This window comes from Haemophilus parainfluenzae, assembly GCF_900450995.1.
GTDB classification, from domain to species: domain Bacteria; phylum Pseudomonadota; class Gammaproteobacteria; order Enterobacterales; family Pasteurellaceae; genus Haemophilus_D; species Haemophilus_D parainfluenzae_O.
Map to the genome: position 1 here is coordinate 2,187,101 of NZ_UGHY01000002.1, position 26,665 is coordinate 2,213,765.

34 protein-coding genes and 3 pseudogenes are annotated in these 26,665 nt (G+C 41.0%); 33 read left to right on the forward strand and 4 right to left on the reverse strand.

The genetic code is table 11. The annotated features are described in order from the left end of the window. The first annotated feature begins 17 nt into the window (after positions 1–17). From DX522_RS11125 to DX522_RS11215, 20 genes and pseudogenes are all read left to right on the forward strand, one after another. Complete coding sequence (locus tag DX522_RS11125; RefSeq protein WP_115180842.1) at positions 18–530, forward strand: terminase small subunit; 513 nt, start codon at positions 18–20, stop codon at positions 528–530. Further along, positions 517–1,860: a PBSX family phage terminase large subunit gene (locus tag DX522_RS11130; protein ID WP_115180843.1), complete on the forward strand. Its 1,344-nt coding sequence runs from the start codon at positions 517–519 to the stop codon at positions 1,858–1,860. The genes DX522_RS11125 and DX522_RS11130 overlap by 14 nt, the downstream gene beginning before the upstream one ends. A gap of 1 nt (position 1,861) precedes the next feature. Further along, on the forward strand, positions 1,862–3,193 hold the full coding sequence (locus tag DX522_RS11135; protein ID WP_115180844.1) for a DUF1073 domain-containing protein: 1,332 nt from the start codon (positions 1,862–1,864) through the stop codon (positions 3,191–3,193). Next, positions 3,096–4,381 (forward strand): annotated as a pseudogene (locus DX522_RS12100) (phage minor head protein). The gene DX522_RS11135 and the pseudogene DX522_RS12100 overlap by 98 nt, the downstream one beginning before the upstream one ends. 240 nt (positions 4,382–4,621) lie before the next feature. After that, the gene (locus DX522_RS11145; RefSeq protein WP_115180845.1) at positions 4,622–5,725 is read left to right on the forward strand and encodes a DUF2213 domain-containing protein; all 1,104 of its coding nucleotides are present in this window, start codon (positions 4,622–4,624) and stop codon (positions 5,723–5,725) included. A gap of 10 nt (positions 5,726–5,735) precedes the next feature. After that, the gene (locus DX522_RS11150) at positions 5,736–6,176 is read left to right on the forward strand and encodes a hypothetical protein (protein ID WP_115180846.1); all 441 of its coding nucleotides are present in this window, start codon (positions 5,736–5,738) and stop codon (positions 6,174–6,176) included. 10 nt (positions 6,177–6,186) lie between these two features. Beyond that, the gene (locus DX522_RS11155) at positions 6,187–7,101 is read left to right on the forward strand and encodes a major capsid family protein (protein ID WP_115180847.1); all 915 of its coding nucleotides are present in this window, start codon (positions 6,187–6,189) and stop codon (positions 7,099–7,101) included. A gap of 9 nt (positions 7,102–7,110) precedes the next feature. Beyond that, on the forward strand, positions 7,111–7,467 hold the full coding sequence (locus DX522_RS11160) for a DUF4054 domain-containing protein (RefSeq protein WP_115180848.1): 357 nt from the start codon (positions 7,111–7,113) through the stop codon (positions 7,465–7,467). After that, positions 7,468–7,980: a hypothetical protein gene (locus tag DX522_RS11165; RefSeq protein WP_115180849.1), complete on the forward strand. Its 513-nt coding sequence runs from the start codon at positions 7,468–7,470 to the stop codon at positions 7,978–7,980. Then, positions 7,977–8,348: a hypothetical protein gene (locus DX522_RS11170; RefSeq protein ID WP_115180850.1), complete on the forward strand. Its 372-nt coding sequence runs from the start codon at positions 7,977–7,979 to the stop codon at positions 8,346–8,348. The genes DX522_RS11165 and DX522_RS11170 overlap by 4 nt, the downstream gene beginning before the upstream one ends. Beyond that, positions 8,272–8,775, forward strand: a complete 504-nt coding sequence (locus DX522_RS11175) for an LIC_12616 family protein (RefSeq protein WP_262054231.1) — start codon at positions 8,272–8,274, stop codon at positions 8,773–8,775. Before DX522_RS11170 ends, DX522_RS11175 begins: the two co-directional genes overlap by 77 nt. A gap of 4 nt (positions 8,776–8,779) precedes the next feature. Continuing rightward, positions 8,780–10,288: a DUF3383 domain-containing protein gene (locus DX522_RS11180; RefSeq protein ID WP_115180852.1), complete on the forward strand. Its 1,509-nt coding sequence runs from the start codon at positions 8,780–8,782 to the stop codon at positions 10,286–10,288. Between the two features lie 50 nt (positions 10,289–10,338). Further along, complete coding sequence (locus tag DX522_RS11185; RefSeq protein ID WP_115179383.1) at positions 10,339–10,770, forward strand: phage structural protein; 432 nt, start codon at positions 10,339–10,341, stop codon at positions 10,768–10,770. Next, positions 10,770–11,180, forward strand: coding sequence for a phage tail assembly chaperone (locus tag DX522_RS11190; RefSeq protein ID WP_042600671.1), 411 nt, complete (start codon positions 10,770–10,772; stop codon positions 11,178–11,180). Before DX522_RS11185 ends, DX522_RS11190 begins: the two co-directional genes overlap by 1 nt. 150 nt (positions 11,181–11,330) lie before the next feature. After that, entirely contained in the window at positions 11,331–13,421 is a 2,091-nt protein-coding gene (locus DX522_RS11195; protein ID WP_115180853.1) for a tail length tape measure protein, read from the forward strand. 5 nt (positions 13,422–13,426) lie between these two features. Next, positions 13,427–13,600, forward strand: a complete 174-nt coding sequence (locus DX522_RS12105) for a hypothetical protein (RefSeq protein ID WP_262054232.1) — start codon at positions 13,427–13,429, stop codon at positions 13,598–13,600. Then, a complete protein-coding gene (locus DX522_RS11200) occupies positions 13,600–14,211 on the forward strand; it encodes a phage baseplate protein (RefSeq protein WP_262054233.1) in 612 nt (203 codons plus the stop codon). Before DX522_RS12105 ends, DX522_RS11200 begins: the two co-directional genes overlap by 1 nt. 5 nt (positions 14,212–14,216) lie before the next feature. Continuing rightward, positions 14,217–14,525, forward strand: a complete 309-nt coding sequence (locus DX522_RS11205) for a phage baseplate plug protein (RefSeq protein WP_115179385.1) — start codon at positions 14,217–14,219, stop codon at positions 14,523–14,525. Positions 14,526–14,659: 134 nt separating this feature from the next. Beyond that, the gene (locus DX522_RS11210) at positions 14,660–14,785 is read left to right on the forward strand and encodes a hypothetical protein (protein ID WP_257004065.1); all 126 of its coding nucleotides are present in this window, start codon (positions 14,660–14,662) and stop codon (positions 14,783–14,785) included. A 14-nt stretch (positions 14,786–14,799) separates the two neighbouring features. Further along, positions 14,800–15,655: pseudogene (locus DX522_RS11215) on the forward strand (phage protein). 30 nt (positions 15,656–15,685) lie between these two features. On the opposite strand, the gene DX522_RS11220 reads toward DX522_RS11215, so the two are convergent. Together DX522_RS11220 and DX522_RS11225 are read right to left on the reverse strand one after the other, a co-directional pair. After that, entirely contained in the window at positions 15,686–15,970 is a 285-nt protein-coding gene (locus DX522_RS11220; protein WP_053465044.1) for a helix-turn-helix domain-containing protein, read from the reverse strand. Continuing rightward, positions 15,960–16,280, reverse strand: coding sequence for a type II toxin-antitoxin system RelE/ParE family toxin (locus DX522_RS11225; protein WP_053465043.1), 321 nt, complete (start codon positions 16,278–16,280; stop codon positions 15,960–15,962). The genes DX522_RS11220 and DX522_RS11225 overlap by 11 nt, the downstream gene beginning before the upstream one ends. Before the next feature lie 69 nt (positions 16,281–16,349). Between DX522_RS11225 and DX522_RS11230 the strand changes: the two genes are divergently transcribed. The 13 genes and pseudogenes from DX522_RS11230 to DX522_RS11300 all read left to right on the forward strand — a co-directional run bounded on the left by DX522_RS11230 (position 16,350) and on the right by DX522_RS11300 (position 25,720). After that, complete coding sequence (locus tag DX522_RS11230) at positions 16,350–16,994, forward strand: Gp138 family membrane-puncturing spike protein (RefSeq protein WP_115180854.1); 645 nt, start codon at positions 16,350–16,352, stop codon at positions 16,992–16,994. Beyond that, positions 16,991–17,344 (forward strand): hypothetical protein, encoded by a 354-nt coding sequence (locus DX522_RS11235; RefSeq protein WP_112082236.1) that lies wholly within the window; start codon positions 16,991–16,993, stop codon positions 17,342–17,344. Before DX522_RS11230 ends, DX522_RS11235 begins: the two co-directional genes overlap by 4 nt. 129 nt (positions 17,345–17,473) lie before the next feature. Beyond that, positions 17,474–18,787 carry a DUF4041 domain-containing protein gene (locus DX522_RS11240; RefSeq protein ID WP_115179386.1) on the forward strand — a complete coding sequence of 438 codons (1,314 nt, stop codon included), beginning with the start codon at positions 17,474–17,476 and terminating at the stop codon, positions 18,785–18,787. Between the two features lie 333 nt (positions 18,788–19,120). After that, a complete protein-coding gene (locus DX522_RS11245; RefSeq protein WP_115179387.1) occupies positions 19,121–20,011 on the forward strand; it encodes a phage antirepressor N-terminal domain-containing protein in 891 nt (296 codons plus the stop codon). A 113-nt stretch (positions 20,012–20,124) separates the two neighbouring features. Next, positions 20,125–21,225 carry a baseplate J/gp47 family protein gene (locus DX522_RS11250; protein ID WP_262054234.1) on the forward strand — a complete coding sequence of 367 codons (1,101 nt, stop codon included), beginning with the start codon at positions 20,125–20,127 and terminating at the stop codon, positions 21,223–21,225. Between the two features lie 40 nt (positions 21,226–21,265). Beyond that, positions 21,266–21,839, forward strand: a pseudogene (locus DX522_RS11995) (DUF2612 domain-containing protein). 9 nt (positions 21,840–21,848) lie between these two features. Then, positions 21,849–22,814 (forward strand): tail fiber protein, encoded by a 966-nt coding sequence (locus DX522_RS11850; RefSeq protein WP_262054235.1) that lies wholly within the window; start codon positions 21,849–21,851, stop codon positions 22,812–22,814. A gap of 534 nt (positions 22,815–23,348) precedes the next feature. Beyond that, positions 23,349–23,504 (forward strand): hypothetical protein, encoded by a 156-nt coding sequence (locus DX522_RS11855; protein WP_262054236.1) that lies wholly within the window; start codon positions 23,349–23,351, stop codon positions 23,502–23,504. A gap of 164 nt (positions 23,505–23,668) precedes the next feature. Continuing rightward, entirely contained in the window at positions 23,669–23,920 is a 252-nt protein-coding gene (locus DX522_RS11275) for a hypothetical protein (RefSeq protein ID WP_262054237.1), read from the forward strand. A gap of 26 nt (positions 23,921–23,946) precedes the next feature. Then, entirely contained in the window at positions 23,947–24,231 is a 285-nt protein-coding gene (locus DX522_RS11280) for a DNA helicase UvrD (RefSeq protein ID WP_115179389.1), read from the forward strand. Then, a complete protein-coding gene (locus DX522_RS11285; RefSeq protein ID WP_262054238.1) occupies positions 24,218–24,541 on the forward strand; it encodes a hypothetical protein in 324 nt (107 codons plus the stop codon). Before DX522_RS11280 ends, DX522_RS11285 begins: the two co-directional genes overlap by 14 nt. Before the next feature lie 233 nt (positions 24,542–24,774). Continuing rightward, positions 24,775–25,101, forward strand: a complete 327-nt coding sequence (locus tag DX522_RS11295; protein WP_115179392.1) for a hypothetical protein — start codon at positions 24,775–24,777, stop codon at positions 25,099–25,101. A gap of 169 nt (positions 25,102–25,270) precedes the next feature. Continuing rightward, positions 25,271–25,720: a hypothetical protein gene (locus tag DX522_RS11300; RefSeq protein ID WP_262054239.1), complete on the forward strand. Its 450-nt coding sequence runs from the start codon at positions 25,271–25,273 to the stop codon at positions 25,718–25,720. 139 nt (positions 25,721–25,859) lie between these two features. Here the strand turns inward: DX522_RS11300 and DX522_RS11305 are convergent, their stop codons facing one another. Beyond that, positions 25,860–26,282, reverse strand: coding sequence for a DUF1870 family protein (locus DX522_RS11305; RefSeq protein ID WP_115180859.1), 423 nt, complete (start codon positions 26,280–26,282; stop codon positions 25,860–25,862). 43 nt (positions 26,283–26,325) lie between these two features. Further along, positions 26,326–26,592: an anti-CRISPR protein AcrIIC4 gene (gene acrIIC4, locus DX522_RS11310; RefSeq protein WP_115179395.1), complete on the reverse strand. Its 267-nt coding sequence runs from the start codon at positions 26,590–26,592 to the stop codon at positions 26,326–26,328. Positions 26,593–26,665: the final 73 nt, after the last annotated feature.

The following is a 26,665-nucleotide window of genomic DNA, read 5'->3' on the forward strand; positions in this document are numbered from 1 at the left end:
TATTTTAAGGATTTCCTATGTCAGACGTGAAAGGAAAATCCACGTCTGGTCGTGGATTAACGCCTAAACAAGAAAAATTTTGTCAGCTTTATATTGAGCTGGGGAATGCGAGTGAGGCGTATCGGCAAGCGTATAATGCAAAGAATATGACAACTGGAGCAATAAATACGAATGCCAAGAAATTATTAAAAGACACTCCGATCGCACTCCGTATTGAAGAACTACAACAAGCACACCGACAACGCCATAATCTGACTGTAGATAACATCATTGCTGACTTGCAAGAGCTACGTGATATTTGCATGGGGCGTAAATCTGTTGTGCTTACTGATGTTGTCAAAAATGCTCAGGAAGGCTCGGTAAATGCGGTAGATAGCCCAGTGTTTGTTTTTGAACCAACCAGTGCAAACAAAGCCCTTGAGTTGCTTGGTAAGCATTTAGGGATGTTTGCGAATAAAGTTGATGTAACAACCGATGGCAAGCCATTGCCTACCGTGATTAATGTGACATTTAGCGATGAGCCAGCTTAATATTCAATTTCCGACAAAATTCAAACCGCTCTTTGAGTCTATTTGGCGGTTTATTATTTTCTACGGCGGTCGAGGTTCAGGTAAAAGTTTTAGCATTGCGAGAGCATTAATATTGCGAGCTTACCAATCGCCGATTCGAGTTTTGTGTTGCCGTGAGATCCAAAAATCAATTTCCGATTCTGTTATTCAGATGTTGGCAGACCAAATTGAAATGTTAGGACTGCAAGATTTCTTCGATGTTCAGAAAACGCAAATTATCGGGAAAAATGGCTCACGTTTCACTTTTGCAGGGTTAAAAACCAACATCACTTCAATCAAATCAATGACGGGTATTGATGTAGTTTGGGTGGAAGAAGGCGAGAATGTTTCAAAAGAAAGTTGGGATGTATTGATTCCGACTATTCGTGAAGACGGCTCGCAGATTATTGTGAGTTTTAACCCTAAAAATATTCTTGATGACACCTATCAACGTTTTGTGATTCATCCGCCAGAGCGGTGTAAATCTGTTTTAGTAAACTGGCAAGATAATCCATATTTCCCGAAAGAATTAATGGAAGATATGGAGCAGATGCGTGAGCGTGATTACGAGCTTTATCGTCATGTTTATGAAGGCGAGCCTGTAGCTGATTCCGATTTAGCCATCATTAAGCCTGTATGGATTGAATATGCGGTGGATGCGCATCTCAAGCTCGGCTTTACCGCTAAAGGGATGAAGAAGGTTGGCTTTGACGTTGCTGATGAGGGTGTAGATAGTAACGCTAATGCATTTGTTCATGGTTCTGTGGTGCTTGACATTGAGGTTTGGAAGACTGGCGATGTGATTGATTCCGCCAACCGAACAAATCAAAGTGCGGTCAAATTTAAAGCTGATTTGATTATATTCGATAGTATTGGCGTGGGGGCGGGTGTAAAAGCTCACTTTAAACGCTTACCGAAATCATTACAAGTGGAAGGATTTAATGCTGGTGGTGCAGTTGCTTATCCCGAGCGTGAATATATCAAAGGCAAAAAAAATCAAGATATGTTTTCGAACATTAAAGCCCAATCCTGGTGGGCTTTACGTGATAGATTCTATAAAACCTATCGAGCAATAAAGCATGGGGATGTTTATCCTGACGATGAACTGATAAGCCTATCGAGCAAAATCAAAGAGCTTGAGTATCTGAAAGCAGAATTATCACGCCCTCGTGTTGATTATGACAATAACGGGCGGGTAAAAGTAGAAAGCAAAAAGGATATGAAAAAACGCGGCATACCTTCTCCAAATATGGCGGATGCGTTAGTTATGTGTTACGCCCCAACAAAACCTAAATCACTACTGGATTTATAAGATGAATTTTTTAGATGGTATCAAATCACTAGCACTGAAGTTAGGCAGCAAACAAGAGCAAACGTATTATGCTCGTGGGCTGAGTTTAACGGATGACTTAATGCAGATTGAAGCATTATGGCGTGATAACTGGATTGCAAACAAGGTCTGTATTAAACGCTCGGAAGATATGGTGCGTAATTGGCGCGATATTTTTTCCAATGACTTAAAATCTGAACAGCTAGACGAGTTCACTAAGCTCGAGCGCAGATTAAAACTACGTGAGACATTAACTAAAGCGTTGCAATGGTCTAGTCTGTATGGCTCGGTGGGTTTATTGGTTGTAACTGATACTATTAATATCACCTCGCCGTTACAGCCTACAGAGCGATTAAAACAATTAATCATCCTACCTAAATGGAAAATCTCCCCGACAGGGCAACGAGATGATGATGTGTTTTCACCAAACTTTGGTCGATATAGTGAGTATACCATCACTGGCGGCATACAATCTGTTTTAGTGCATCATTCTCGCTTATTAATTATCAATGCCAATGATGCGCCTTTATCTGATAACGATATTTGGGGTGTATCAGACCTTGAAAAGATTATTGATGTGCTTAAACGCTTTGATAGCGCCTCTGCGAATGTGGGCGACCTTATTTTTGAGAGTAAAATCGATATTTTCAAAATTGCAGGGTTGTCTGACAAGATATCTGCAGGCTTAGAAAATGATGTAGCTCACGTTATTTCAGCGGTGCAGTCGATTAAATCGGCGACCAATAGCCTGTTGCTTGATGCGGAAAACGAATATGACCGCAAAGAACTCACATTCAGCGGGTTAAAAGACCTACTAACAGAGTTTCGCAATGCGGTGGCAGGCGCGGCAGATATGCCAGTCACCATTTTGTTTGGGCAATCTGTTTCGGGATTGGCAAGTGGTGATGAGGATATTCAAAACTACCACGAAACAATCCATCGATTACAAGAAACAAGATTGAGACCTGTGTTTGAAGTGCTTGATACATTGCTATGCAATGAATTATTTGGCGGACAGCCTGAAGACTGGTGGTTTGAATTTTTACCATTGACCGTGGTTAAACAAGAACAACAAGTCAATATGCTTAACACCTTTGCTACAGCGACAAATACGTTAATTCAAAATGGCGTAGTAAATGAATATCAAGTGGCAAACGAACTCCGAGAAAGTGGCTTGTTTGCCAATATCTCTGCCGATGACATTGAGGATATGAAAAATGCTGATGAATTTGCCAGAAATTTTGAAGAACCAGAAGGCGAAAACACGCAAGTTCAAGCCAGTGAAGATGAGCAAGAGAACGGAGCTTTGGTATAGACAGCAGCTTAAGCAGTTCGTCAAAACGATGACCGATGATGTAGAAAGAGCCATGCAACAACCGCAAGGCTCTTTTTTTATGGATGATGCAAAAGGGTTCCAAGCAATTAGTGCGAAAGCGCTGATGAAAGTATTAGAAAAGTACGAAAAATCTGACCGCACTTCACAGGCCGAAAATATCGCCAATGGCTTTGTTAGTCGTGGTGATGCACAAAATCATACCGAAGTATCAACCAATCTAAAAAATCAAACTGGCATCGATTTATCTGCCTATTTACGCAATAGTCCGAATATTGTAGAAAGGGTAAATGAATTAACGGTAAGTAACATCCAATTAATCAAATCCATTCGCACGCAATATCTTGATAAGGTGCAAAATGCCGTCATGCAAGCAATGGTTCAGGGGCATTGAATAAAGACTTAGCCGAACAGCTCAAAAAACTAGGGAAAGATGCAGAAAGTCGTGCAATGCTTATTGCTCGAGACCAATCCTCAAAATTAAATGCAGCATTAACTCGAGCACGCCATGAAGAGGTTGGCGTAAAAAAATACATGTGGTCAACATCGGGTGATGAGCGTGTGCGTGCAAGCCATGCTGAAAAGGATGGGCAGATATTCGAATATGCTAATCCGCCTGCCGATACTGGTCACCCTGGTCATGATGTTAATTGTCGATGCGTTCAGATTCCGGTGCTTGATGATATTGTTAAACCTGAATCTAGCGAAGATGAAAAAGAACCTCTTGTTCAGAAATCTGGAAAAATGGAACTATCTGACTTGATTGATTCGTCAAGTGGTAGAGGTGGTAATAAATTATATTCCGATATAGGCAGTGTTAGTTCAGAGTTGGTAGCTAAGGCAAAAGAGAGTATTGGGCTTGATATTTCAGATTGGCAACATAGTGTGGACGAATCAGGTATTCGTCATACATTTAAGCAGCACGGAAATGAAACAACAGAAAGTAAGCGAGGACAGCGAGCTGTAACAAAAAAAGATATTCTCTTATTACCGCTTATTATTTCAAGTTTTGACAGTATTGAATATGCGGGATTAAGTGATATGGGGAATGAAACGTTTTTAATCAAGAAAGAGATTGAAGATGAAATATTTACCGTTCAAGAAGTGCGTAAAAAACACAAAAAACTGACAATGAAAACGATGTGGATTAGGCGGAAATCAAAAAAATAACCGCAGAATAGTTTGGTGCGTAATTCCTAGTTTATTAACTCGCATCCGCATACGTCCAAAACGTTCCCAAGCTCAATCTACGGTTTACTTATTTTACCACTATTAGTTCAAATGTTAAACACCCTAAGCATCATCTTATGATGAGATTGTGGATATGCTTTGACCAAGAGATGACAAAGAATGAAACGTTATTCAAATAACCCGATCAGAAATGGTCTGGTTTTTTATTGGGGTAAATAAATGAAATTCACAGACAAAACTACTCAAGCGGCCACACAAAGAACCATCACTAAAGATGGTTTTTTAGTTGTGCCAGCAACCATTTCAAAAGTTGGGGTATTTGATTATCTCGCTACAGAACTTGGGCTAAAAGAAGACGGTATTAAAAAAGTCGCTCGCACAGAGAAATCTTTATTTAGCGATGAAACGATTAAGAGTTTTGAAAATGCCACATTAACCGTTGGTCATCCTAAAGATGGAGTGAATGCGAAGAACTGGAAACAGCTCTCTGTCGGTGTCGTGCGTAATGTTAAGCGAGTCGGCGATGAACTCACGGCAGAGGCTTGGATTTATGATGAATCTGCGATTAAAACTGTGCAGGAGAATGGTGTTGAGCAATTATCTTGTGGTTATGACTGCGATATTAAGCCTTCCACAGTACAAGATGCAGATTTTGAGATGTCGCCGATGATCGGCAACCACGTAGCGATTGTGGCAAAGGGTCGCTGCGGTGGAAGTGTAAAACTTGCCGATGAGGATAAAACCATTATGGGGAAAACCGCAAAAATTCTCGATGCGTTTTTAGGTGCGTTCGGCATCAAGTTGTCGGATGAACAGAAAAAACAAATTGAGGAAGAAGAAAAGTCTGGTGGTGAAGAAGGGAAAGAGCAAAAAGCCGAAACCTCGACCGAACCAAAAGGAAAACAACCTGAACCTGAAAATAAAAAGGAAGATGACGTGGAAAAAGAAGAACTTGAAAAACGCCTTAAAGCTAAAGATGAAGAAATCCAACAGCTAAAAGAGGCGCAAGCAAAACGTGATGCAGAAGTAAAACAAGCCGCTGTATTGGCTGATGCAAAAACTGCATTTAAAGAAGTCAATTTTGCGGATAATGCTACTGTGCGTGAAATCCAAGAAAGTGCAGTCGTAGCGCAGGGTATTTTTACTAAAGATGAGGCGACCAAATTATCCGATGAGGAAATTTCTGGCGCATATCAAACAGCAAAAGCGGTTGCGGCGAAATTAGCGGATGAACGTAAATCACTTGGCAGTATTTTGCTTGGTGACGCTGCGATGAATAAAGCTGCGCCGTCTATCGATTTTAATAAAACTTACAACAGTTAGGAGTAATTAGATGAGTTACGCTTACGAACAAGCGCCTGCGCGTGCAGGTGAATTAGGCAAGGGCAATCTTGCAAGTGCAAAAACCACAGCAGAAAAGGTCACCGGCAAAGTAAAAGCAGGTGAATTTGTGGCATTAAATCCTGCAGGTGGTGTGAAATCCTTATCCGCTAAAACAGATGTATTGGCTGGCGTGGTATTAGCAAGTCGCATTCGCGATGAATGGCCTGAAGGCGAATTAGTCGATGTAATGCACATTGGTGCAGGCGATGCCATTTGGGTGAATGTTGCACCAGAGAAAACAGTTACTCGAGGCAACAAAGTATTTGTATTAACAACGGGTGGCGATGGTAAAACTGGCGCAATCCAAGGCGAAACCGATGCAAATGCGATTGAAACAGGCTACACCGTGATTGACGTTAAGGGTCAATTAGCGATGATTACAAAATTATAAGGGGTGATGAATGTCATTATTAACTTATGTACAAAACGGATTAACGGCTGTAAGCAAAGAAATTTCAGAAACCAAATATCCTGAAATTGTGTTCCCGCAATTTGTCTATGTTGACCAACAAACAGCTGTAGGTATCACTGAAAAACTTCATTATGGTGCAGATGAGCACGGTTCGCTTGATGATGGTTTAATTACCACTGGCACAAGTACATTAGACCAAGTGGAAGTCGGCTTTACGCCAACTCGCTCTTATATTGTGCCATGGGCTAAATCGGTAACATGGTCAACACCAGAACTTGAGCAAGGCAAATTATTAGGGTTAGCGTTAGATACCGCCAAAATTATGGCGTTAAATAAAAACGCACAACAAACCTTGCAAAAAGTGGCGTTCTTGGGTCATGCCAAAGATACTCGCTTAACTGGTTTGCTAAACAACAAGTCTGTTGAGGTATACAACATCAAAGGCACGGCAGCAAATACGAAAGTCCAAGCGATGGATTTTGACAAATCAGTGGCATTCTTCAAAGAAATGTTCCTCGCAGGTATGGAAAAAACCAAACGCATTGAAGCACCAAACACCTTTGCGATTGATTCGCTTGATTTAGCACATTTAGCGTTAACGCAACGCAATAATACTGACACAACCGCATTAGAGTTCTTAACTAAGAGCCTGTCTGCGGCTGCAGGTCGTGAAGTGGCAATTAAAGCCTTGCCATCAAACTTTGGTTCTCGTGTAACAAGTGGCAAAACTCGTGCAATGGTTTATGTAAACAGCAAAGAGCACGTTATCTTTGATGTGCCAATGTCGCCAACTGTGTTAGCTGCTCAACAAAAAGGCTTATTAGCTTATGAATCTGGCTTACGCATGGCATTTGGTGGCGTAACCTTTATGGAGCCAGATTCCGCACTTTACGTAGATTACTAGGGGAAATATATGCCAACAATAGAAGATTTTCATGAACGTTATCCCGAGTTTAAAGAGGTCGATGGTTTTCGCATTGACCTTTTTTTATTGGATGCACAACAAGAAATCAGCCAAGCACGATGGGGGCGACTTTTCGAGCGTGGCGTGTTGGCATTAGCGGCGCATTTACTGCGCCTTTCTCTTTGGGCGGAAAAGGGAAAAGGCGAGGCTAATCGTAGTACTGCAAGTGAAACGGCAGGGGAGTTATCTGTTAGCTATGCCGTGCCAACACTGACAGGCACCGATGCAGATTATCAATTAACAGCGTATGGCCAAGAGTATTTGCGATTACGTAAATTGGTTGGCATTGGGGTAATGGTGGCGTAAATGGCGGTGCAAATTACGGGGAATTTAGCGCAAGCGAAAGCGTTAATTGAGCGATTGAGGGCTGATAAAGACAAAGCGGTTTACGTTGGATTTCCTGCTGAGTTTGATGAGCCAGTCGAGGGGGCTGAGAATTTTAATCTCGCCTCTTTGGCGGCTGTATTGGAGCTTGGCAATGAACATATTAAACCGCGTCCTTTTTTACGCCAAACGCTCTCAGAAAACCAAGAGAAATATACCGCACTTTTTGTTCAGTATTTTCAGGAAGGGATGGACATTGCGCAAATTTATAAAGAGCTAGCGATTAAGGCTCAAGGTGATGTCCAGCTTAATATAGCAAGAGGTAAATGGATTGAAAATGCAGATTCAACCAAAATAGCATGGAAACTTAAGGATGTTAAAGATCCTAAACGCAGGAAAAAACTTAGAGCAACATTAGATCCCAAAAGTATTGAGAAAAACCCACTCATATGGGATGGGCACTTGCGTGGTTCTGTAAAAGGTATCGTTAAATGAGTTTAATCAATCAATATCCTCGCTTTCTGAATAGCAAATTTAGCCAAATTGTCACCGTGAAACATCTGCAAGGTGAGCATTCATCTGATGGGTTTGGGGCGAGTTATACCGATGAAAGCATGACTGCCATTGTTATGCCGACCTCTCCTAATGATGTGTTGTTATTGCCAGAAGGTGAGCGTTTTATCCCCTCAATAAAAATCTACACCATTAAGCCGTTAAAAATAGGTGATTTGGTTATTTATGAAGGGGAAACCTACAAAATAAAAACCGTAGCAAATTGGGGAAAATATGGATACCACAACAATATCGGCGTTAGACACAGCCAAACTGCGAAAGTGGATTCAACAGGCTTTACAGTTACCTAATGGTGCCGTTATTGGTGGCTGGCTCCCTGAAAATCCTTTACCTGCTTTTATTACCGTGGATTTGATGACAAGTAATGAAATCGGGCAGGCCACGAGAGAATTTGACGGTAAGCGTGAGCGTATCATTCAGTCAATGCAAAGCACTGTTAGCGTCTCTTGTTTTGGTCGGAATTCCCTTGCGCAGTGTTACAAGCTAAAAGCCATTTTCCAAAGTTCGGCGTTTCTTTCTTTTCTAAAATCAAATCACTGGGGCGTGATTCGTTTTTCAGATGTCCGCAATTTAACGGCTACCGTTGGGGCAGATTATGAAGAACGAGGGCAGTTTGATGTTGTATTTAGCCATCATCACATTGTTGATACACCTCTAGATCCGATAGAAAACGTTGAACAACGCACAAACCATTTAATTCAACAAATAGGAGGATAGCCTTATGGCATTATCTATCTCGCAGATTGTCAATGTGCAGTTAAATACTGTGCCAAAATCTGCCGCGCGTAAATCATTCGGTATAGTAGCATTGTTCACGCCAGAGGCAGGACAAGCATTTGCTGATGCGAGTACGCGTTATGTTTATGTCGAAAATCAACGTGATGTAGAACAGTTGTTCGGCACAAATTCAGAAACAGCAAAAGCAGCACAGCCATTTTTTGCTCAAAGCCCTCGTGCAAAACAATTAATTATTGCGCGCTGGCAAAAAGAACCCGCAACCATTGATGCAACCAAAAACACATTAAGCGGTGCAACCTTATCGGATGATTTAGAGCGTTTTAAAACGGTTGTAAATGGTCGATTCACTCTGACTATTGGCACTGAAACCAAGAAAGTAAATGGGCTATCTTTTGCTGATGCATCAGATTTCAATGCGATTGCAGTTAAAATCCAAGAGAAATTGACAGCACTTCCTTCATCTTTATCTATCTCTTACGATAGCGTAGGACAACGTTTTATCATCACATCTAACAACGCTGGAGAAGATACAGCGACCGAAATCCATTACGCCTTTAATAGTGGTGGTAACGGTGAGTATATTGGCTCATTGCTTAAATTAGAAAATGGCCAAGCAAGCCGAAAAGTAGGCAAGGCATCAATTTCTTTGAAAAAAGAAACCGTTGCAGAGGCATTATTTAACGTAGCCGAAGTGAATAATGCGTGGTATGGCTTTACGTTTGCTGCACAGCTTACTGATGGTGAAGTGGAATCTGCTGCAAAATACGCGCAAGCTAATACCAAAATGTTTGGTGCGAATGTTATTCGCGTTGAACAGCTTGAATGGTCTGCTGATAACATCTATAAGAAATTATATGATGCAGGTTTAGATCACACATTAGCGATGTTCGATAAAAACGATATGTACCCAGCATCTTCCGCATTGGCTCGTTTATTATCAACGAACTTTGCGGCAAATAATTCAACCTTAACGCTTAAATTCAAGCAACAACCAACTATTACAGCAGATGAAATTACGGCAACGGAGTTCTCTAAGGCTAAACGCTTAGGCATCAACGTGTACACCTATTTTGATGATGTAGCGATGATTGCTGAAGGTACAGTGATGGGCGGTAAATTTGCGGATGAAATCGTTATCTTAGACTGGTTTACCGATGCTGTGCAAAAAGAGGTATTTGCTCGCTTGTATAAATCACCGACAAAAATCCCATTAACAGACAAAGGCCAAGCGGTATTAATTGCTGCCGTGGAGAAAGTTTGTTTAGAGGGTGTAAACAATGGTGCTTTCGCACCAGGTCAATGGACGGGCGATAGCTTTGGTAACTTGACGACAGGTGATTATCTTGAGAAAGGTTACTATGTATGGGCGGCACCAATGGATACGCTATCTGATAGCGACCGTGAGCAACGCCGTGCAACGCCAATTCAAACCGCAGTGAAATTAGCAGGCGCAATTCATTCAAGCGATGTGATTGTGAACTATAACCGATAATTCAAAAGCCAAGGAGAAATTCTTGGCTTTATTCTACTAGAGGAAAAACTATGGCAGTTTTCGATCCAAAACAAGTTGTCGTGTTATTAGACGGCAAAGAAATAAGTGACTGGGCAGACGGATCAGATGTGATTAATGCGACCAACCAAGTTGATGCGGGGCAAATGGTTATTGGTGCAAATGGCACAGGCGTATTTATCGCAAACCCTGACCAATCAGGCAAATTAACCCTAAAAATTAAACAACATTCTGAGGATAACGCCTATTTATCTAAGTTGTTTAATCAACAAAAAACCAGTATTAAAACCTATTTACCGATAACTCTCGCTATCCGCGATTTAATCAATGATGATGTTGTCACGGCAAGTAAAGGGTATTTCACCACGCCTGCGCCTTACGTGCGTGGGAATGGACACAATGCGACAACCTGGACGATTGTGTTTGAGAAAATGACGATGAATCTTGAAAAAGGTGTTCAATAATGGAAAGTAAACAAATCAATATTGAAAATGTCACTTATACGATGACGCCAGCTAATGCGATGACAGCATGGACTGCACTCAAAAATGCAATGAAATTATTGCAATCAGTCGATTTATCATCATTAGGTAACAATAAAAAACTCGGTGCAAGCGTATTGACGACTGTATTGGCGAATTTAGGCGACCCAAGCATTAAAGAGCTTGAGGATATTGTGCTTAAACATACCTCATGTGAGCAAGATGGCAAACTATACCGACTGTCTGAACGTTTTGATAGTCATTTTAACCAACACCGTGGGCATTTAATCCCAGTATTAAAAGAAGGGTTGATGTATCAATTTGCTGATTTTTTTATCGGTGGGGGCGGATTGCTGAGCAATATTCAAGCCAATCTAAAAGCGAAGAAATAAGCCAGTCAGACAGCAAAGTTGACTGGTTTATTTTTACGCCCATTGTAAAAAACTTTTGTTCACTACACGAATTAAGGTCGGTTTATTCGTTAACCGACCTTTTATCTTTCCATGAAGTCATTGTTGAATTAAATCAAATGGAGCAACGCAATGCTACTCGATGAACTACTGATTAAAATCGGCATTGATGCGGATAGCCAAGCAATGCAACAGTTTGAGCGATTCCTCAATGCAATTGGAGACGGCACTGAAGACGCAGCAGAAAGTTTAGGTGCCTTTGGTCAAGCGTTGGAAGATGCCGCTAACGAGGCCGCTAAACAAGTCAGAGACATGCCTGAGTTCAGCGAGTTTTTTGCATCGCTTGAAAAACTACAAGCTGAAACAGAAAATCTTTCTGAAGATGAAGCCTTAGATGCGTGGGTGCAGAAACTTATCGAAGGGGATAAGCTCTTATCTGAGTTTGGTGAGAGCTTTCTTGAAAACACTGAACAGCTCTCGAAAGAGTTACAAGAAGCGGGGTTAAGTGCCGAGCAGGTTGAGAAAGTTATTGGCAAACTCAAATCTGCGATTGAGCAAAAAACCGATGCTACCGAAAAAGATACAAAAGCCGTAGAAGATAACGCCAAAAGCACAGAAAATTTATCTGACAATATCATTGACTTGTGGGCGACCCAATATGGTGCAGTCGGCTTATTGAATAAATTCGAATTACTTGGCATTACCATCAATAAAACCACTCTTAAAGTTGCGGCATTTGGTGCAGCTTTCTACGCTGCCACAATCGGAGTGAAGAATTTTGTTGATGCTAATCTTGATGCACTCGATGAAATTAAACAACTCTCAGCTGTCACGGGCGAATCAGCCGACCAAATTTACAACTTAGGTAAGGTTGCAGAGGTCAATGGCTCATCCGCACAGGCTGCCCAATCGTCTATTGAAGGATTGTCTCGTGTTATAGGTGAGGCAGCAACAGGTATCGGTCGAGGGGCTAAATCATTTGAGCAATATGGACTAAGCGCCAAAAAAGCGAATGGGGATGTTAAAACCTCAAGCGAAATGCTAGGTGAAATCTCGGACAAGATGAAAGCAATGGGCGAGCAAGAGCAAATTGCGATGCTTGCGAAACTCGGCATTGATGGTTCGATGATTCAAACCTTGCGTCTTGGTAATGATGAGCTGAAAGAACAAATCGCCCTTGCAAGCGCACTTACACTTGGGGTGGGTAACGCAGAAAATGCAGAAACTGCCGCCGCTTTTAAAGATGCGTTGACGCAGGTTTCTCAAGTATTTAAGGCTATTGGTGAATATGTATCACTCCGTGTCGCGCCATCCATTCAGCGATTAGCCGAGCGGTTTACAAAATGGTTTACCGAGAATAATGAGTTTATCAAGACCGCACTCAACGGCTTTGGCAAAATACTGTCATTTTTATTTGAGTTAGCCGCGGCCATTGATAATGTTGTTGAACATACTGTTGGTTGGAAAACTGTAATCTATGCATTAGGTGCAGCGTTATTGTGGTTAAGTCGACGGATGTTATTAGCTTTTGCGACCAACCCTGTCACATTGATTATAGCGGGCGTTGCAGCCTTGTTTTTACTTGTTGATGACTTTATCACTTATCTTGAAGGCGGAGAAACGGCATTAGGTGAATTTTGGAAGCCATTTAAGAGCGCACTTTTATGGGTAAAATCCACGTGGAAAGATTTTGTTGATAACTTTAGTGTCGATCCAATTGGTGCAACATTATCCCTCATCACAGATATGCTTGAGTTACCGTTTAAGCTTGGGCTCGCGCTTGTTGGTGGTTTGTGGAATTTATTTACTGGCGAACAGTTAGATTTGGATGTTATCGAGACCAAGTTCGCCCAAGTCACCGACTGGATTAAAAAGCCATTCCAAAGTGCATTTGATTGGGTTAAGGGCTATTACGACCAATATATCGCACCGATTGTTGATACAATAAAAGGGTGGTTTAGTGATAGTGGCGAAAAGGTGGGAACAGCAAGTCAAAATGCGAAAGCCTATGACACGATGATGTTTGACCCATCTTACACAGCGGCTCCTCAAGTTGCTGCGGCAGGAGTCAATAATAAAACTTCAAATGCGGATAACAGTGTCAAAAACAGCAATAACAAAATCACCATTACGCAAAATATCCAAGGCACGGACAATCCAAAAGCAGTGGCAGACCAATCGGCTCGCGCGATCAATAATCAACTTTCACCTGTTGTGGGGTAGCCTCTATGTTAAATTTTGCACAAGTATCCAATCGTAGTATTGGCACAATAACATTCGATGTGGTTACAACAGAAGACCATCAGTCGGATTTATCTATTACAGAAAACCCGATTGAATCAGGGCTGCCATTGCTGACCATGCAGTTATTCAGCCTAAACAAGTTACCATTAATGGTGTAATGGTTGATCACGACCATTCGACTTTTGGTTTAGACCTTCCGTTTATCGGCAATATTCGTGGCGGGATAGACTTTCTTAACAACTTTCCTCTGCCAGTTAAGGTTATCACTCAAACATCGCAAACTATCGCAAGAGCGGGGAGAGCGATTAGCCAAGTTGCAGGTGCGTATAGTCAAGCGAAGAGCATTCTTAATCAAGCGCGAACCATTGCCCCTTTTTTGCCTGACTTTGGGCTAGGCGGATTGCTAGATAGCAGTGCAGGGGATAGCAGAGTGCAAAAATGCTATGCCGACCTTGTTGCTTGCCAGAAATCAGGGGAAACCATTGATATACAGACAGGGATTAACTTGTACAAAAACATGCTAATCCAATCTGTAGCGGTCAATCAGTCACAAGATGGCAGTGCAACATTTACCATAACGGCTCGTGAGATATTTATTGTTGAGACGCAAACAGCTCAATCTAAATCTAAGACAGGGGTATCGGGTAAAAGTAAAAGCGGTCGAGCAGCGACTCAATCAGCAACAAAATCACAGCAAGGTTCTACTCAACCAAAGAACGATACACCTAAAAGAACCTCTTCGCTTTTCAATCTTTTTAAATGGTGGTGAGACGTATGCGTAAAATTCCATTAACACAACATCCTTATCAGGAGCAAACTTTTGAATTTAACGGCATAAAAATCCGCTTAACCTTGCGATTTAATAGTATTGGACAGTTTTGGGCAATGGATGTATTTGAGCCAGTAAATCAAAAACAGATTTGTCGAGGTCATGCGCTCGCGTGCGGAGTGCCATTATTGGCTCGCAGTACGCAGCCTTATTTCTTCTATTTGGACGATGAAAGTGGTGCTGAATTAGACCCAATGAGTATGGAAGATTTGGGCACTCGATGCTTTTTGTATATAGGCGAAAAGGCATCGTAAATTAATAGATAAAAATAACCCGATAGCTAGGCACTATCGGGTTTTTTATTCCAACTTTCCCAATAAAGAAGGAACAAATTTTGAGTAAGTATAGCAAAACTAAGTTAAAAATACACTTAAAAGAGGGGTTAGAAATGGAAACAAATGCAAGTCCGATTATGCGAGGTGCAATCGCATTCTCTATTGTTATCGTTGCGCTTGGCTTGTTTGCTTTATGTATTACACCGTTGGCAAATGTCCTTATTGAACTTGCTAAATAGCGCAAGGAGAGACAATGAAACAATTTGGCAGACGTTGGAAACTCGACATTAGTAACGACCAAGAAACGTTAAGCATTGAGCAATTACGTGTTGCGTTTGAAATTGATAAAACCATCAATGAAAAGCCTAATCCGCTAAAATCCAAGTGTGGAACTTAAATCGAGACCATATCAACCAATTATTAAGCCAAGACTATAAGAAAGTTGCCTTATCAGTTGGTTATGGCGAGTTACGCCAAATCTATGCGGGAGATATTACCAAGACAAGAATCCAACGAGAGGGATTGGATTTTGTCCTTACGCTTGAGTGTTCGGACGGGCATCAAGCCTACACTCAATCGAGAGCTAAAACAACATTAAAAGCAGGAGCAACAGACAAACAGATTGTTGAGGAATTGCAAAAGACCATGCCTAAAGTACAGTCTGGTGCCATTGACATTCCTAATCAGCGCAAACTCCCTCGTGGTAGGGTATTAAACGGCAATAGCCGAGATATTCTCACTAAAATTGCGCGCAATAATAAGGCTGATTGGTCTATCCAAGATGGCTCGCTTATTTTTCTGCCGAAAGATAAAGTGCTAAGTGATGATGCTGTACTGATTTCTCAAGATACAGGAATGATTAATGCACCAGAACAAACCGATGAGGGACTAGAGCTCACTTGTTTACTCAACCCTGCATTACAAATTGGCGGACTTGTGAAAGTTGAATCTATCATTGAGTACTTCAATGGGGAGTACAAGATTGTAAAACTTGCGCATTCTGGCGATGGTATCGGTGGGATTGGCACAGCAAGATGACGGTTGTCGGGGGCAAATTCCAAAAGGTAGAAAAGCCTAAAAAAACGGACAAAAAAGACAGGAAAAAATGACCGCACTTTTGTTAAGTGCAGTCATTTATATTAAATGACACCGACACGCAATTCGGCACCGCAAGCATGCGCATAGCGTTGTAGTGTTAGAAATGAAGCCCGACTGGCATTCTTTTCTAATTTGCTGATTGCCGGTTGAGTTACACCCATTTTTTCGGCAACTTGAGAAATAGTGAGACCTGCACGAATACGCATTTCTTGGAGTAGTGATTGCAGTTCCTCAATACGTTTTTCTTGCAAATAAAGTGCTTTAGTTTCTTCGTCTTGAAGTAAGGTCTCTTTTACTTGTTTGTAACTTATCGGTTTAACTTTCATCGGTCATTTCTCCTAAACGTTTTAAAGCTAATTCAATTTCTGACGGTGGGGTTTTCTGTGTTTTCTTAACAAAAGTGCGCAGGATGTAAATTTTCTTCCCTATGGCAAAAGCAAAAAAGGTGCGCGAAATATCTTTATTGCCAGCGCGCAGTTCAAATAAACCATTACCCATTGCGCGCGTATGCGGGAAACGAAGCTCACTGCCTAATGTTTCTAACTTATCCAGAGCATTTAACGCTTTAGCTCGCATTATTGGAGATAAGGCTTCAATTTCAGCGAATGCTTCAGGGTGAAATAATAACTCGAACATAAAACTCTCATAACTTTTAAGTTATGCAAATCATAACATATTTAAAATATAAATCAAAGGTTATATTTAATGAACTACGCACAAACCTTAGCAACGCCAGAAACCGCAACCGACCATCAAATCCAACAAAACCAACTAAATTTACATACTGCACTTCCTGCAAAAGTGGTGAGTTTTGACCCAGCAAAACAAACTGTATCACTTGCCATACAAATAAAAATGCAGTTAGTCGATGGGAGTGGGGCAGATATACCGCCACTTCTTGATGTGCCTGTGAGTTTTCCTCGTGGCGGGGGCTTTGCAGTGACATTCCCGCTTAAAGCAGGTGATGAGGGGATAGCGATATTTTCCGAGCGTTGCATTGACGGATGGTGGCAAAACGGTAACGCATCAACGCCTTTAGATTTTAGGCTACATGATTTATCCGATGCGATGTTTATTCCTGGCATATGCTCTGTGCCGAAAGCTATTGGCGGATTTTTTACCGAAGGGTTATCAATGCAAACCCTTGATGGCGGCACATACATCAGAATCAAAAACGGCTCGATTTTGATTAAAGGAAATATCGAACATCAGGGCCATACCTCGCAAACAGGCTCGCATAGCTCCACAGGCGTTATCTCGAGCGATACAGATGTAAAAGCAAGTGGTATTTCAGTGAAAAACCATAAACATACAGGCGACAGTGGCGGTAAAACAGGAGTGCCAGAATGAGAGTAAGACGACTTAATAAAGAGCACGATTGGACATTTGGGCAAGGCTTTTCAAACTACGCAACAGAATCAGATGCCATTGCTCAAAATGTACAAACTCGCCTTTGGTCATTTGCTAATGACTGGTTTTTAGACCTAGAACACGGTTTGCCTTGGCTTGAACAAATGGGGCGAGGGGTAAATATGGCAGACTGGGAAATCAAAATAAAACGCTATGTGTTGGAAACTGAAGGTGTAAGCAGAATAACTGATTACCAAGCTAATTTTGATGCAGATACACGCAAGCTGACCATATCGATTGATTACCAAGATATTTACGGACAGCAACAAACCGCACGTTATGACGCTTAAAGTGTGGTTAAATTAAGTAAAGTTTTGTGATGAAGATCGCAAAAATAGAAAATTTCTGATTAAAAATCTACATAAACAATTTTGGTTCCGTAGAATAGATACTCCTATTTTTAATGAAGGATGCATACTATGGAACCAAGCAATATTTTTGCCACAATTATTGTAATTTTAATGTTACTTAGCCCTTTTTATCTTGTTTATCTGATTATAAAGAAAATAAAAAAAGGCAAGGATCAAAAGATACAATCGGAATATAACGACCTATCATCAAAAATTAAACACCTACAAGATGAGATTAATGAAAAGTCAAAAGAGTTATCTTTAATTAAGGATGAGCTTAAGAGTTATGAACCAGAAGGGGCTTTATTAAGAGTTGGATTATACCAGCCTATATTTAGCTTTGATACCTCTGAAGAATATAAAGCAAAAATTCTTGAATTAAGAGAAAAGCAAAAAGCACTATTTAAAAGTAATTTGGCTTGTACTTGCTCTACAACATGGACTGTTGGGACAGGTAAAGATGCTAAAAAGCAAGGTGCTAAAATGACAAAAAATAATATTGATTTAGCTTTAAGAGCTTTCAATAATGAATGTGATGCGCTGATTAGTAAAGTTAGCAGTAGTAATTTTGAAAAAATACGAAATGGAATCCAACATTCTTATGAGCATATTAATAAGCTAAATCAACACAATTTAATATCTATTAATCCAGCTTATTTAGCTCTTAAGCTAAAAGAATTAATGGCTACCTATGAATATGCCTTGAAGAAAGAGGAAGAAAAGGCAGAACAAGCCAGAATTAAAGAGGAAATGAGAGAAGAGGCTAGAGCACAAAGAGAATTAGAGAAAGCTAAAGCTGAGGCGGAAAGAGCTCAACGAGATGCCGAGAAAGAGTTGGAAAATGCTCGGAAACTGCTTGAGAAAGATCAGGCTAACACTGAGCTTCAGGCAAGAATCGCCGAGTTGGAGCTGAAATATCAAGAAGCCTTGGAAAATAGCCAGAGGGCTATTTCTCAAGCTCAACTAACGAAATCCGGGCATGTTTATGTAATTAGTAATATTGGTTCATTTGGTGAGAATGTGTTTAAAATTGGTATGACACGCCGATTAGAGCCATTAGACCGTATAAGAGAATTGGGCGATGCTAGCGTGCCATTCTCTTTTGATGTTCACGCATTGATCTATAGTGAAGATGCGCCAGCATTAGAAAATGAATTGCACAAGGTGTTTGCGGATCATCAAGTAAACCGTGTCAATCCACGTAAAGAGTTCTTTAAGGTACCATTAGAGATAATTGCCGACGAGGTCAAAAAACGCAATGCTAAAATTGAGTTTACAATGCTGGCCGAAGCGTCGGAATATTATCAATCCTTGGCAATGGAGAAAGAGCACAAATATACTGATATTATTGAATCTGATGATGAAGATTTATCAGAAGAATAGTTACAAATCCCTTGACACCCAAGGGGATTTTTCATTATTATTTTTATCAAGCAGATAGTTATCTGCTCAAGGTGTCGAAGCCTTATTAGCAGTAAGCGGTTAGTCCGCTCCCGATAGCATAGCGGTTTTTTTTATGCGTAAAATTTAGCAACCTTGTTTGTTTATTGCCATTAAACATTCATTACGCATAACCATATCTTATCTATGCCGAGTGGGCGACTAATACAATACCCGAAAGGGAAATATGTCCAGCTGACTTACTGCAGCCTTCGAACCACTTGGCGCCCAACTTGCGGCATCTTAAAAATATCGAAGAAACAGTAGGAGACAGTTATGTCTAATCAAATCTCAACTCAAACAATTTCATTCAACAATCAGTCATTAATTACCGTTGAACAAAATGGCGTGCATTATGTTGCTATGAAGCCTATTTGTGAAAATATCGGCATTCAATGGGAATCGCAATACAATCGAATTAGACGTGATGATGTACTAAATTCAGTTATATTCATCATGAATATGACTGGAAGTGATAGTAAGAATTATCAAATGATCTGCTTACCAATCGAATATTTAAACGGTTGGTTATTTGGTATTGATATTAATCGTTGTAACCCAGAAATCCGTGACACATTAATCAAATACAAAAAAGAGTGTTATCAAGCGTTACATGATTATTGGTTTAATGGTAAAGCAGAACGCAAAACTACGGTAGATGATCGCACAGGCCTACGCAATGCTGTAAATATGTTAGTTAGCAAGAAAGGCTTAATTTATTCTGAGGCTTATCATTTAGTCCATCAACGCTTTAATGTGGAATCAATCGAAGATTTAACATTAGAGCAATTACCGCAAGCAGTAGAGTATGTTCACAAAATAATTTTAGAAGGGGAATTAATCACTGAGGCTGAATTGCCTAGCCGTGAAAAGAAATTCAGCTTTGAATTTACCGAGTACGAACTCCAACAGCTTATTTGGTTATGGTTTGCTTTCAAACGTGGCGTCGGCACATTCCAACATATTGAGAGAGCCTTTAACGTTCTAGGCTCGAACATGAGTGGGCAAATCTACGGACAGGCTTACGAATATTTAAGCGTGTTACGCTCAACAAACAAAATCTTAAACCGCATTACACAAGAGTTTGAGATTGACCCAATGACAAATTGGCGTGTATTAAAACACTTGCGAGGCTTTAATCCAAAAGCAGTCAAAATCGACTTCTAAAAACAACGGAAAATCCGACCTCACTTACCGCTTACGGGAAACTGTAAGCGGCTTTAGGCGTGCTTAAAATCACAACCCGATCATTTCCGATCGGGTTTTTTATTGGAGAAAATATGGCAAAACTGATTGAAACAGGCATTCAAATTGATCGATTAAACGAAATCGTAGCACGATTTGAAGATGGATTTAGACAAATCTATGGGCAGAATATCGACCTATCGCCCAACTCACCCGATGGGCAAATGGTGGGCTTACTTGCTCAGATGAAGATGGATATTGAGGAGCTTGCCGAGAACGTATATCGACAGTTAGATCCTGATGTTGCGACAGGTGCTTGGCTCGATCAACGAGTCGCTTATGCAGGATTGATAAGACGAGCGGCAAGCTATAGCTATTTGCGCTCAGTAATTTTGACAGGGGAGCCTTTAACTCACCTTTATGCAGGGATTGTAGTGTCTGACCCACATAAAGTTCGATGGGTATTAACGGCAGATGTGCAGCTAGATAGTAATGGCTCCACCCGTGCGGACTTCCGCAGCGAAGAATTGGGTGCGTTTAACCTCATAAAAAACACGAATTTAACCATTGAGACCGTTACGCTTGGTCTTACCTCGGCAACCACATTCGAAAATGCCGAAATTGGCGAGGAAGAAGAAACCGACTTGCAATTACGAGAACGTTTTTTCATCAGCCGAACTAAAAATGCGCAAAATTCTGCCGATGCTATCCAGTCAAAAATTGCCGCATTGCCTGATGTTAGACAAGTTAAAGTGCTAGAAAACAATACTAAACAACGTGATAAATATGGGGTTGAGCCTAATTCGTTGAATGTTATTGTCGATGGCGGTGAAGATGAGCAAATCGCTCACGTTATTTATGAAAATAAAGGAGCAGGGGTCGGGTTGCAAGGTGCTACAGAAACAACTTTAACGGTAAATGGCGAACGTAGAGCATTGCGGTTCGACCGCGCAACGCCTGTTGATGTGCAAGTGTCTATGCGTTGTGTTCGATACGAAGATTTTACTGAAGTAGATAAGGATGAAATCAAGCGATTATTATCCATTCAACGCTTTGGCATCGGGCAAAATCTTTCACTTTCCCGACTTTATTCGCCAATTAATAAAGTGGGTGGTTTCTGGGTGAAAGAACTAAAAATTGGGCGCAAAGGCAGTCTCTCACCACGGAAAATATTACCGCACAACCACGTGAATTAATCCGAATTTTAGCAACGGATATAACCATTGAGGTGGAATAATGGGCTATTCTGATTTGTTGATTTGGCAATACCGAAACAAGCCCAAAGCCGTCTCAACGATTAAGCTATTTGAAAACATTATCGGGCAAGGCTTTATCGATTTATATCGATTGCAAGATGTGCTGAATATTGAAACGGCCACAGGCATCAGCTTGATTTGGTCGGTAAACACGTCGGGCAATTTCGGGTTATTAATGGCTATCAATTGCGTAAGTTTTTCGGTTTCCGCAATTCGCCTAATGCACTGGATTTAGCAAAAAAAGGCTAGGCGGTGCGCAATGGTATCGGAAACGAGACCCACTGTCTGATTCTGTCAGATTATCTGATGATGATTATCGATTCTTAATTAAATGCAGAATCCTCAAAAACTACCAAATAGGCACGCTACCAAACTTAATTGAGGCGTGCCTATTTATTTTTGGCGAAGGTTGTCACATCGTGGATAACTACGATATGACCGTCTCTATCTCTGTTCCAAGCACTATCACATCTGATTTTAAGAAATTCGCAATCAACCACTTAGATATACTGCCACGCCAAGCAGGTGTGCAATATCTTTTCAACCTAATATAGAGGTCACATATGGCATTAGTAAATAAGCCAGATGAAAGCATTTTTGCGTCATCTGCAAAACAAGGTGAGGTCGATAATTTCCCTGACTTATTGCGTGGTTGGGGGATTACGTTTGACCAAACTCAAGGCATCCCTCCTATGGAGTGGTTTAACTTCTTATTTAAACGACTTGACGAAAAACACGCTTATTTGATGCAACGAGGGCTACCCGAATGGTCTGCTACGCAAGACTATACTAAAGGCTCTTGCGTGCAGTTTGATGGCGTAAGCTACCGAGCATTAAAAAATAGTAAAAATAACAGCCCGAATGAATCAAATTCCCAATATTGGGTACGTTGGGGATTTGCATTGAGTGAAATTGCTCAGGCGACATTAACTCAATATGGGATAACCAAACTCTACACTGGCTACGATAGCCAAAGTGAAGATTTAGCATTAACGCCTAAAACCGCTTATCAGCTAAAACAGCTTATTGACTCCAACACACGTGCGCTTGGCAATGTTATCCCAAACAGCAAAAAATCCTCTGCAGTAAATAGCAATAGCGCAGACACCGTGGCAACCAGTGCTGCGGTTAAGACCGCGAATGATAACGCAAATGGACGCGTGTCAAAATCGGGCGATACGATGACAGGCAACTTAACTGTACCCAATATCATAGTCAACGACCCAACAAACAATAACAACTCTGTGCAAATAGGTGATGACACAAAGTTAATTGATGTTGACATGGTGCATACCGTTGGATTGCAAGCAACAGACAATGCAAATGATGCCTACATTGCCTATGGAGCAACCAAAAAACGATTTGGTTTTGATGGCGTAAATTTTTCAGCTGAGAGTGGTCTTGGCGCAAAATGGCATGGGAGCAACAAGCAAGGAGAAGGTGCTTATGTTGATCAATATAACTCATTAGCTCCCTATTATGTCGATGTAGGGAACGCTATGGGGCTAATATCTATTATCCCTTTATAAAGGGTAAAGTCGCAAATGGCCATATTTATGGCGAGTCTTTTTCATTTGGTTATGTTACGCCGGGTGTAATTAACCAATTTGGATCAGGCGTCATTAATCTTACCGATGATGTTCAAGGTAATAAACAATGGCACTTTCAACATGACGGTATTTTCCGGTCTGCAGGTGATGTGATTTCCGCAAGCGGGATATCACTCGATGCATTATATAATAATTTAAATACATACAGTAATAAGTTAAACGAACTCATTAATGGGTTTACTGCGACGTGGTATGGCAGCCATTATCAAGGTGCGGAAGTTTATAAAATTAAACAAGGGCGTTTAATGATTATTCGAATGAATATAGGTGTGATAAATCAATCAGGCAATTACTATCTCCCGAATCCTTTGATGGTGGGGCCACTGCAATCGCAATTGATTCTGGTGGTGGTCAAAATAATGTCGGTGCAATTTTTGCAGGCGGTAATGTTGTTTATATAGGTATAAACAAAGGTACAAATGTTAGCGTTATTGTGATAGGAGTAAAAAATTAATGAAACAATTTAATTTAACTCAATTAGTTTTCGATGATTTAAATCATGATACCCATCTAATAGATGGATGGCATCCTGTAGAAGAACAACGAGATATTGACAAAATATGTGAAACAATAACAGGTGGCGGCAAAGTTTGGTTGGGAAAACGGTAAAATTCAATGTTCCGGCAAGGCCCGAGTCAATTTCACGTTTTTAATATGGAGACAAAAGAATTTGAGCTTTCAGCCGAAAAACAAAGCGCACTTTTTGCACAACAAAAAGAAGGTTTACTCAATAAGTTAGCGGACAAAGCGACCAACTGAAAAATAGCTTGCTGGTGGGCTACCCACAAACGGAAATCGAAAGTTTTTACCGTCAGGAAAAAGAGGCTCTCGCATGGCAAGCCGACCACAACACACCCACACCAATGCTTTCGCAAATTGCTCGTGTACGTGGTGTGCCGCTCGATGTGCTTATTAGCAAAGTGATTGAAAAATCCACCCAGTTTGCCGTGGCGATTGGCTTGATTATTGGGCAACGTCAGGCATTTGAGGACCGCTTGTTCGCTTTAAAACACCAGAGGAATTAAACCTCACTTGAACAGGAGATTGAACAATGGCAATTCCAAGCAAATTAAAATGTTATGGCTATCACGTGGTCATTGCCATAGACCAACTGTTTAACGCCTTAACAGGTGGCGCAGCGGATGAAACCCTCTCCAGCCGCACTTATCGCGGTGCTATTTTAGCGGATAAACCGAAAAAACGCTGGCGTGTGCTGTATCGCGTCATCAATAGCCTTTTCTTTGACTGCAATCACTGCAAAACGGCCTATGAAAGCGAGATTTCGGGCAAACAACATGATGAACGCTTCAAGGCGGTGCAACATGCAGGAAATTAGTTTTAACGAGGAAATTAGTTTTAAGTGGATTCGCGGTGATGATGAAGAGGAAACCTTAGAGTTTTACGGGGAAGATGGCGAACCTTTAGATTTTACAGGCAGTCGGTTTGATTGCGATATTGTGCCTGTAAGCAAAGGCGAGCGTATTTGCCTATCTAGCACAAGCGAGAGTATATCGGTAAAAAACAATAAGGTGACGTTTATCATCTCACACGATAAAACTGAGCAAGTCGATTGGACGCAAGCTAAATGGGATTTGCAACAAACCAATGGGCAAGGGCTCATCAAAACCTGTGCGGAGGTAAGATAACTCTCCGTAAGGATATAACTCCCCGTAAGGATATAACATATGACGTGCCTCAGCGCTAAACCCAAAAACAAAATCAAGGTGCAAGTGCAATCTAAGCCCATTATTTCCGTTGCACTTAAACCCAAAACTAAAATTAATATCAAGGTGGCAAAAGGATTTAGGGTGATAAATGCGGAAAACCCCATTATTCCAACTCTACCTGATTTAATCCTCAACTACAAAATAGGACGACTATGACAACACAAACAATCCAGCAATTATTAACCGAATTTGCAACTTACTTAGGCGAGCAAGACAAAAATATTTTGGCTCAAATTGATGCTAAGGTCACTCAGCTTAAAAATGACCTGTTAGGCGGTGAGGTATCAGCAGATTTAGATACATTCCGTGAGCTCGCGGAGGAATTACGCAAACTCAAAGCAAGCGGAAGCAGTGCCCCTGAGGCATTAACCACTAAACTGACTGAATTTAAATCGAGCCTAGATGAGGTGATTGAGCAAATTAACGCGCTAAAAGCAATGGACTTAATGGCAGCTTATCAAAAAGGTAAAAATAGCTAATGGACCTTTTGCAACAATTACCCGAAGTCATCGAGCAAATCGGGCGAGATGTTAAAGCCATAACCGTTGTACTTGGTAGCGGTCGTCCTGATAAGCCCGAAACCACAGGTGGCAAATAACAGGGCAGGAGCCTAACGGCACCATTTATGAGTCATCAGATGGCGGCCGAGTGGGTGCATGGAAGTGGCAAAAACGTAATGGGAAATGGGTGGTCACCGATGGTGATACAGGCTTGGTTAATGCTGTAACTAAAAACCTAAAGCCTGGTGCTTACATTAAATTCCGCAGGCAAGGAAACCTTGTATCATGCCACATGGGCGGGTTATCTTGGGATTGTTTTGGTTATCTGGGCAAAACCGAAAAAGGTTATAGCCCACGACAAGCAGGTCGAGTTGAGGTTATCAGTCAAGGAAATATCCCTCTTGGTTTTAGAGCTGACGACTCTTGTGGATTTAGTTTATTTGATGATGACACCAACCGAGCTGTTGCAGGTGTTTATGTGGGCGGGGTTGGCGATTCTAATTTTATGCGATTCACGCCTTATCACGCAGACCCTAAAGTAAAAGGCAATGATGCAATACCTGACATCGGGCCAAAAAACTTAAGACGCCAGCGATGATGTGGACAACATCCGATCCATGGCCTGATAGGGTTTAAAATAATTTTATATCTCTAAATAGTATTCTTTGGTGATTCAGAACCATTTCCTGAAACTCTGCCTTAATCAAGAAGTTCAGTAACTTCTTCCATAAATAAAGCTATCTAGACGCAGCCCACATTGCTCTAGATGGCTTGCTATCATTCAGCCTATTCTCCTTAATAAATCTCTCAAAATCCTGCTTATCAAATTCGACCAATTTAGCTCCAAAATCTAACGATAGAGTAGAGGCTAGCGATTGAGAAAATCGCCACTCGAGAACGTTCTCGCAGTATTCTGGGGTTTTGTAATAAATAACAGAAATTCCCTTCGCCTTTTCTCCCATGTTGTAAACTTCCGCTATAATCTCTCTTCGTCTTGATAGCAAGGAGTTGATTAGTTCTTCAACATCCGGCTTAATAGTTCTTTGACCATTTTCCCAATACTCCCACGAACGCTTGCTGACCTGTCCAATATGTTCTGCAGCTTCAACCGTTGATAAACCCAACAGCTTTCTTGCGACTTTTAGTTCAAGTGGTGTCATAGTGTTATCCTTATAGAAAAGCCGTCAAATGACGGCTCTTAGTTTAAAATTGAATACCTTGTTTCTCTGCTAAGTCGATGGCTTTCTGTAATTTTTCAACCGCCTCATTCACAGCTTCTTGATTGAATTTCTCTGCTAATTCTTTTGAGTAGTTTTCATTTTTAAAGAAATCTCTCGCAGAGCTAAATTGCTCAACTGCTGATTTAAATAGTCCTTTGATTGGATTTCGATGGTTTTTCGGTAAGACTGAAAGTTTAGCAAAGTTTTCAGATGTTGCGATTGTAGCAAAGTTTGCAGATGTGATTTTCATAATTTTCTCCTTGAGATTAGAGTCGCACCATTGCGTTCTCTTTATGGGTGTATAATGTTCGCATTTGACGAAC

Excerpts from the sequence above, each read along its gene's own strand:
- DX522_RS11285 (WP_262054238.1), top strand. The coding sequence starts at position 24,218 with ATGCAGGAAATTAGTTTTAACGAGGAAATTAGTTTTAAGTGGATTCGC.
- DX522_RS11150 (WP_115180846.1), top strand. The coding sequence starts at position 5,736 with ATGAGTTACGCTTACGAACAAGCGCCTGCGCGTGCAGGTGAATTAGGC.
- DX522_RS11850 (WP_262054235.1), top strand. The coding sequence starts at position 21,849 with ATGGCATTAGTAAATAAGCCAGATGAAAGCATTTTTGCGTCATCTGCA.
- DX522_RS11220 (WP_053465044.1), bottom strand. The coding sequence starts at position 15,970 with ATGAAAGTTAAACCGATAAGTTACAAACAAGTAAAAGAGACCTTACTT.
- DX522_RS11130 (WP_115180843.1), top strand. The coding sequence starts at position 517 with ATGAGCCAGCTTAATATTCAATTTCCGACAAAATTCAAACCGCTCTTT.
- DX522_RS11195 (WP_115180853.1), top strand. The coding sequence starts at position 11,331 with ATGCTACTCGATGAACTACTGATTAAAATCGGCATTGATGCGGATAGC.
- DX522_RS11200 (WP_262054233.1), top strand. The coding sequence starts at position 13,600 with ATGGTTGATCACGACCATTCGACTTTTGGTTTAGACCTTCCGTTTATC.
- DX522_RS11855 (WP_262054236.1), top strand. The coding sequence starts at position 23,349 with ATGAAACAATTTAATTTAACTCAATTAGTTTTCGATGATTTAAATCAT.
- DX522_RS12105 (WP_262054232.1), top strand. The coding sequence starts at position 13,427 with ATGTTAAATTTTGCACAAGTATCCAATCGTAGTATTGGCACAATAACA.
- DX522_RS11190 (WP_042600671.1), top strand. The coding sequence starts at position 10,770 with ATGGAAAGTAAACAAATCAATATTGAAAATGTCACTTATACGATGACG.
- DX522_RS11170 (WP_115180850.1), top strand. The coding sequence starts at position 7,977 with ATGAGTTTAATCAATCAATATCCTCGCTTTCTGAATAGCAAATTTAGC.
- DX522_RS11125 (WP_115180842.1), top strand. The coding sequence starts at position 18 with ATGTCAGACGTGAAAGGAAAATCCACGTCTGGTCGTGGATTAACGCCT.
- DX522_RS11225 (WP_053465043.1), bottom strand. The coding sequence starts at position 16,280 with ATGTTCGAGTTATTATTTCACCCTGAAGCATTCGCTGAAATTGAAGCC.
- DX522_RS11185 (WP_115179383.1), top strand. The coding sequence starts at position 10,339 with ATGGCAGTTTTCGATCCAAAACAAGTTGTCGTGTTATTAGACGGCAAA.
- DX522_RS11160 (WP_115180848.1), top strand. The coding sequence starts at position 7,111 with ATGCCAACAATAGAAGATTTTCATGAACGTTATCCCGAGTTTAAAGAG.
- DX522_RS11305 (WP_115180859.1), bottom strand. The coding sequence starts at position 26,282 with ATGACACCACTTGAACTAAAAGTCGCAAGAAAGCTGTTGGGTTTATCA.
- DX522_RS11240 (WP_115179386.1), top strand. The coding sequence starts at position 17,474 with ATGGAACCAAGCAATATTTTTGCCACAATTATTGTAATTTTAATGTTA.
- DX522_RS11205 (WP_115179385.1), top strand. The coding sequence starts at position 14,217 with ATGCGTAAAATTCCATTAACACAACATCCTTATCAGGAGCAAACTTTT.
- DX522_RS11295 (WP_115179392.1), top strand. The coding sequence starts at position 24,775 with ATGACAACACAAACAATCCAGCAATTATTAACCGAATTTGCAACTTAC.
- DX522_RS11235 (WP_112082236.1), top strand. The coding sequence starts at position 16,991 with ATGAGAGTAAGACGACTTAATAAAGAGCACGATTGGACATTTGGGCAA.
- acrIIC4 (WP_115179395.1), bottom strand. The coding sequence starts at position 26,592 with ATGAAAATCACATCTGCAAACTTTGCTACAATCGCAACATCTGAAAAC.
- DX522_RS11210 (WP_257004065.1), top strand. The coding sequence starts at position 14,660 with ATGGAAACAAATGCAAGTCCGATTATGCGAGGTGCAATCGCATTCTCT.
- DX522_RS11135 (WP_115180844.1), top strand. The coding sequence starts at position 1,862 with ATGAATTTTTTAGATGGTATCAAATCACTAGCACTGAAGTTAGGCAGC.
- DX522_RS11175 (WP_262054231.1), top strand. The coding sequence starts at position 8,272 with ATGGATACCACAACAATATCGGCGTTAGACACAGCCAAACTGCGAAAG.
- DX522_RS11280 (WP_115179389.1), top strand. The coding sequence starts at position 23,947 with ATGGCAATTCCAAGCAAATTAAAATGTTATGGCTATCACGTGGTCATT.
- DX522_RS11245 (WP_115179387.1), top strand. The coding sequence starts at position 19,121 with ATGTCTAATCAAATCTCAACTCAAACAATTTCATTCAACAATCAGTCA.
- DX522_RS11250 (WP_262054234.1), top strand. The coding sequence starts at position 20,125 with ATGGCAAAACTGATTGAAACAGGCATTCAAATTGATCGATTAAACGAA.
- DX522_RS11155 (WP_115180847.1), top strand. The coding sequence starts at position 6,187 with ATGTCATTATTAACTTATGTACAAAACGGATTAACGGCTGTAAGCAAA.
- DX522_RS11145 (WP_115180845.1), top strand. The coding sequence starts at position 4,622 with ATGAAATTCACAGACAAAACTACTCAAGCGGCCACACAAAGAACCATC.
- DX522_RS11165 (WP_115180849.1), top strand. The coding sequence starts at position 7,468 with ATGGCGGTGCAAATTACGGGGAATTTAGCGCAAGCGAAAGCGTTAATT.
- DX522_RS11230 (WP_115180854.1), top strand. The coding sequence starts at position 16,350 with ATGAACTACGCACAAACCTTAGCAACGCCAGAAACCGCAACCGACCAT.
- DX522_RS11180 (WP_115180852.1), top strand. The coding sequence starts at position 8,780 with ATGGCATTATCTATCTCGCAGATTGTCAATGTGCAGTTAAATACTGTG.